The sequence below is a fragment of the Vibrio algarum genome, from assembly GCF_028204155.1.
Lineage (GTDB): Bacteria > Pseudomonadota > Gammaproteobacteria > Enterobacterales > Vibrionaceae > Vibrio > Vibrio algarum.
Window position 1 is genome coordinate 1 of sequence record NZ_JAQLOI010000002.1, and the last position, 5,863, is coordinate 5,863.

General features: G+C 48.4%; 2 tRNA genes and 3 rRNA genes. All 5 read right to left on the reverse strand.

The features are described from left to right. Positions 1 to 44 precede the first annotated feature (44 nt). Positions 45 to 121 (reverse strand) — tRNA-Ile (locus tag PGX00_RS15240). A gap of 209 nt (positions 122 to 330) precedes the next feature. Next, positions 331 to 1,883: ribosomal RNA gene (locus tag PGX00_RS15245) — 16S ribosomal RNA — on the reverse strand. A 270-nt stretch (positions 1,884 to 2,153) separates the two neighbouring features. Further along, positions 2,154 to 2,230, reverse strand: a tRNA-Asp gene (locus PGX00_RS15250). A 90-nt stretch (positions 2,231 to 2,320) separates the two neighbouring features. After that, positions 2,321 to 2,436: ribosomal RNA gene (gene rrf, locus PGX00_RS15255) — 5S ribosomal RNA — on the reverse strand. A 92-nt stretch (positions 2,437 to 2,528) separates the two neighbouring features. Further along, a 23S ribosomal RNA gene (locus PGX00_RS15260) occupies positions 2,529 to 5,421 on the reverse strand. Between the last annotated feature and the right edge of the window lie 442 nt (positions 5,422 to 5,863).

A 5,863-nucleotide genomic window follows, 5' to 3' on the forward strand; every position in this document is an offset into this window, starting at 1 on the left:
AACCCCATCAGTTGGGTGTTTCTATTGATAACTCATAGTTAATTTGGTGGGTCTGAGTGGACTTGAACCACCGACCTCCCGCTTATCAGGCGAGCGCTCTAACCAGCTGAGCTACAGACCCATTCTAACTTGATCTTTCAGCTTGATTCGTCGTTGTGCTGCTTATCCTCATTCAGTTACATACTTATGTATGCGCCTTCATTCGTTAATGGCACGCCTTGATTCAAACTAAAATCTCTTCGTTATAACAGAAGATATTTCTGAGCTATCATCTCTTTACTTTCTAAACCTAATCAATCTGTGTGGACACTCATCAAGCAATCTATCGTTTAAGGAGGTGATCCAGCCCCAGGTTCCCCTAGGGCTACCTTGTTACGACTTCACCCCAGTCATGAACCACAAAGTGGTAAGCGTCCCCCCGAAGGTTAAACTACCTACTTCTTTTGCAGCCCACTCCCATGGTGTGACGGGCGGTGTGTACAAGGCCCGGGAACGTATTCACCGTGGCATTCTGATCCACGATTACTAGCGATTCCGACTTCATGGAGTCGAGTTGCAGACTCCAATCCGGACTACGACGCACTTTTTGGGATTCGCTCACTATTGCTAGTTGGCTGCCCTCTGTATGCGCCATTGTAGCACGTGTGTAGCCCTACTCGTAAGGGCCATGATGACTTGACGTCGTCCCCACCTTCCTCCGGTTTATCACCGGCAGTCTCCCCAAAGTTCCCGACATAACTCGCTGGCAATTAAGGATAAGGGTTGCGCTCGTTGCGGGACTTAACCCAACATTTCACAACACGAGCTGACGACAGCCATGCAGCACCTGTCTCAGAGCTCCCGAAGGCACTAAGCTATCTCTAGCAAATTCTCTGGATGTCAAGAGTAGGTAAGGTTCTTCGCGTTGCATCGAATTAAACCACATGCTCCACCGCTTGTGCGGGCCCCCGTCAATTCATTTGAGTTTTAATCTTGCGACCGTACTCCCCAGGCGGTCTACTTAACGCGTTAGCTCCGAAAGCCACGGCTCAAGGCCACAACCTCCAAGTAGACATCGTTTACGGCGTGGACTACCAGGGTATCTAATCCTGTTTGCTCCCCACGCTTTCGCATCTGAGTGTCAGTATCTGTCCAGGGGGCCGCCTTCGCCACTGGTATTCCTTCAGATCTCTACGCATTTCACCGCTACACCTGAAATTCTACCCCCCTCTACAGTACTCTAGTTTGCCAGTTTCAAATGACCTTCCGGGGTTGAGCCCCGGGCTTTCACATCTGACTTAACAAACCACCTGCATGCGCTTTACGCCCAGTAATTCCGATTAACGCTCGCACCCTCCGTATTACCGCGGCTGCTGGCACGGAGTTAGCCGGTGCTTCTTCTGTAGCTAACGTCAAACAACAAACGTATTAAGCTTGCTGCCTTCCTCACTACTGAAAGTACTTTACAACCCGAAGGCCTTCTTCATACACGCGGCATGGCTGCATCAGGCTTTCGCCCATTGTGCAATATTCCCCACTGCTGCCTCCCGTAGGAGTCTGGACCGTGTCTCAGTTCCAGTGTGGCTGATCATCCTCTCAGACCAGCTAGAGATCGTCGCCTTGGTGAGCCATTACCCCACCAACTAGCTAATCTCACTTAGGCTTATCCAATCGCGGAAGGCCCGAAGGTCCCCTCCTTTCCCCCGTAGGGCGTATGCGGTATTAGCTATCGTTTCCAATAGTTATCCCCCTCAACTGGGCAAATTCCTAAGCATTACTCACCCGTCCGCCGCTCGACGCCTAATAACGCACCCGAAGGATTGTTAATATCGTTTCCGCTCGACTTGCATGTGTTAAGCCTGCCGCCAGCGTTCAATCTGAGCCATGATCAAACTCTTCAATTTAAGTTTTTTTGGCTCAATGAATACTGACTTTAAATTGCCTTTTACTTCTTAGCCAAAGCCAAATAGTAAAGTGTTCTTTAAAGTTCATACCATTCCAACAGAATGGTATTTAAATAACTGTGTTCGATATCCGAAGACATCAAATTAGGTCACTCAGTTCATTGAAACCGATTTTTGATTTCTTGCCCGAAAGCAGAGAATCATTGTCGATTGTCATCAACGAGTGCCCACACAGATTGATATAGGTTTAAATTGTTAAAGAGCGTTGCATGGCGGAGTGGACGGGACTCGAACCCGCGACCCCCGGCGTGACAGGCCGGTATTCTAACCAACTGAACTACCACTCCACATGGTATTCTTACATTAACAAAGTCTGACTTAGATGCTTTGTTAATTTTTGCTTTTATCTTTTCTAAAAAAGATAAAAACGAATAAGAGCCTGGCGATGTCCTACTCTCACATGGGGAAACCCCACACTACCATCGGCGCTATTGCGTTTCACTTCTGAGTTCGGCATGGAATCAGGTGGGTCCACAATGCTATGGTCGCCAAGCAAAATCTTAAAATTCGAAAAGCCAACAAAAATATAAGTTCTTCACACATTCAATGTTCTTCATTGAGTCCACAAAACCCCTTGGGTGTTGTATGGTTAAGCCTCACGGGCAATTAGTACAGGTTAGCTCAACGCCTCACAACGCTTACACACCCTGCCTATCAACGTTCTAGTCTCGAACAACCCTTTAGGACACTTAAAGTGCCAGGGAAGACTCATCTCAGGGCTCGCTTCGCGCTTAGATGCTTTCAGCGCTTATCGATTCCGAACTTAGCTACCGGGCAATGCCATTGGCATGACAACCCGAACACCAGAGGTTCGTCCACTCCGGTCCTCTCGTACTAGGAGCAGCCCCCTTCAATCTTCCAACGCCCACGGCAGATAGGGACCGAACTGTCTCACGACGTTCTAAACCCAGCTCGCGTACCACTTTAAATGGCGAACAGCCATACCCTTGGGACCGACTTCAGCCCCAGGATGTGATGAGCCGACATCGAGGTGCCAAACACCGCCGTCGATATGAACTCTTGGGCGGTATCAGCCTGTTATCCCCGGAGTACCTTTTATCCGTTGAGCGATGGCCCTTCCATTCAGAACCACCGGATCACTATGACCTGCTTTCGCACCTGCTCGAATTGTCATTCTCGCAGTCAAGCGGGCTTATGCCATTGCACTAACCACACGATGTCCAACCGTGTTTAGCCCACCTTCGTGCTCCTCCGTTACTCTTTGGGAGGAGACCGCCCCAGTCAAACTACCCACCAGGCACTGTCCTCACCCCAGATTATGGGGCTAAGTTAGAACATCAAGCATACAAGGGTGGTATTTCAAGGTCGACTCCACTCCATCTAGCGACGAAGTTTCAAAGTCTCCCACCTATCCTACACATGTAGGGTCAATGTTCAGTGCCAAGCTGTAGTAAAGGTTCACGGGGTCTTTCCGTCTAGCCGCGGGTACACTGCATCTTCACAGCGATTTCAATTTCACTGAGTCTCGGGTGGAGACAGCGTGGCCATCATTACGCCATTCGTGCAGGTCGGAACTTACCCGACAAGGAATTTCGCTACCTTAGGACCGTTATAGTTACGGCCGCCGTTTACCGGGGCTTCGATCAAGAGCTTCGTCCTAAGACTAACCCCATCAATTAACCTTCCGGCACCGGGCAGGCGTCACACCGTATACGTCATCTTACGATTTTGCACAGTGCTGTGTTTTTAATAAACAGTTGCAGCCACCTGGTATCTGCGACTCCCGATAGCTCCATCCGCTAGGGATTTCACCGTCAAGAGCGTACCTTCTCCCGAAGTTACGGTACCATTTTGCCTAGTTCCTTCACCCGAGTTCTCTCAAGCGCCTTGGTATTCTCTACCCGACCACCTGTGTCGGTTTGGGGTACGATTTCTTATAATCTGAAGCTTAGAGGCTTTTCCTGGAAGTATGGCATCAATGACTTCACCACCGTAGTGGCTCGACATCGGGTCTCAGCCTAACAATTTCCCGGATTTACCTAAGAAATTAGCCTACACCCTTGAACCTGGACAACCATCGCCAGGCTCACCTAGCCTTCTCCGTCCCCCCATCGCAATTATAAGAAGTACGGGAATATTAACCCGTTTCCCATCGACTACGCCTTTCGGCCTCGCCTTAGGGGTCGACTTACCCTGCCCCGATTAACGTTGGACAGGAACCCTTGGTCTTCCGGCGTGGGGGTTTTTCACCCCCATTATCGTTACTCATGTCAGCATTCGCACTTCTGATACCTCCAGCAAACCTTACAGTTCACCTTCAACGGCTTACAGAACGCTCCCCTACCCAACATAATAAATTATGTTGCCGCAGCTTCGGTGTATAGCTTAGCCCCGTTACATCTTCCGCGCAGGCCGACTCGACCAGTGAGCTATTACGCTTTCTTTAAATGATGGCTGCTTCTAAGCCAACATCCTGGCTGTCTGAGCCTTCCCACATCGTTTCCCACTTAGCTATACTTTGGGACCTTAGCTGGCGGTCTGGGTTGTTTCCCTCTCCACGACGGACGTTAGCACCCGCCGTGTGTCTCCCGGATAGTACTTACTGGTATTCGGAGTTTGCAAAGGGTTGGTAAGTCGGGATGACCCCCTAGCCTTAACAGTGCTCTACCCCCAGTAGTATTCGTCCGAGGCGCTACCTAAATAGCTTTCGGGGAGAACCAGCTATCTCCAGGTTTGATTGGCCTTTCACCCCTAGCCACAAGTCATCCGCTAATTTTTCAACATTAGTCGGTTCGGTCCTCCAGTTGATGTTACTCAACCTTCAACCTGCCCATGGCTAGATCACCTGGTTTCGGGTCTATACCTAGCAACTCGACGCCCAGTTAAGACTCGGTTTCCCTACGGCTCCCCTATACGGTTAACCTTGCTACTAAATATAAGTCGCTGACCCATTATACAAAAGGTACGCAGTCACAGGACGCAATGCCTGCTCCTACTGCTTGTACGTACACGGTTTCAGGTTCTATTTCACTCCCCTCACAGGGGTTCTTTTCGCCTTTCCCTCACGGTACTGGTTCACTATCGGTCAGTCAGTAGTATTTAGCCTTGGAGGATGGTCCCCCCATATTCAAACAGGATATCACGTGTCCCGCCTTACTCGTTTTCACTTAAAATGATGTGTCGGTTACGGGGCTATCACCCTGTATCGCGATACTTTCCAGAATCTTCACCTGCATCATTAAAAGCTTAAGGGCTAATCCAATTTCGCTCGCCGCTACTTTCGGAATCTCGGTTGATTTCTACTCCTCCGGGTACTTAGATGTTTCAGTTCCCCGGGTTTGCCTTATTAACCTATGTATTCAGTTAATAATACTAGCTTATGCTAGTGGGTTTCCCCATTCGGAAATCGTAGACTCAAGTGGCTTTTACTGCCTTATCTACGCTTATCGCAAGTTAATACGTCCTTCATCGCCTCTGACTGCCAAGGCATCCACCGTGTACGCTTAGTCACTTAACCATACAACCCCAAAGAGGTCTTTATGTATGGCAAACAACCAAGGTTATAAATCGTTGTCTCTTTATTATGAGCGAGACAACATTTTCGATTTTGCCGGACTCAAATATTAAACAATCTAACCGAAGTTAGTTGTTTCCAAGAACACTTGAATGTGTGTTGGTTTGTTATTACCGAAGTAATAACAAGTACCTATCAATTTCTTTCTAAAAAGAAGCCAATAGGATTTGAGAACTTTTATTTTGACAAATAATAATCAATTATTTATCAGTCAGCTTTCCAAATTGTTAAAGAGCAAAGATTTCATACTTATAAAAATAAGCCAAAACCATTTTTAAATATTCTTTTCTCTGTGCAGAGTAAAAACACTTAAAGATGGTGGAGCTATGCGGGATCGAACCGCAGACCTCCTGCGTGCAAGGCAGGCGCTCTCCCAGCTGAGCTA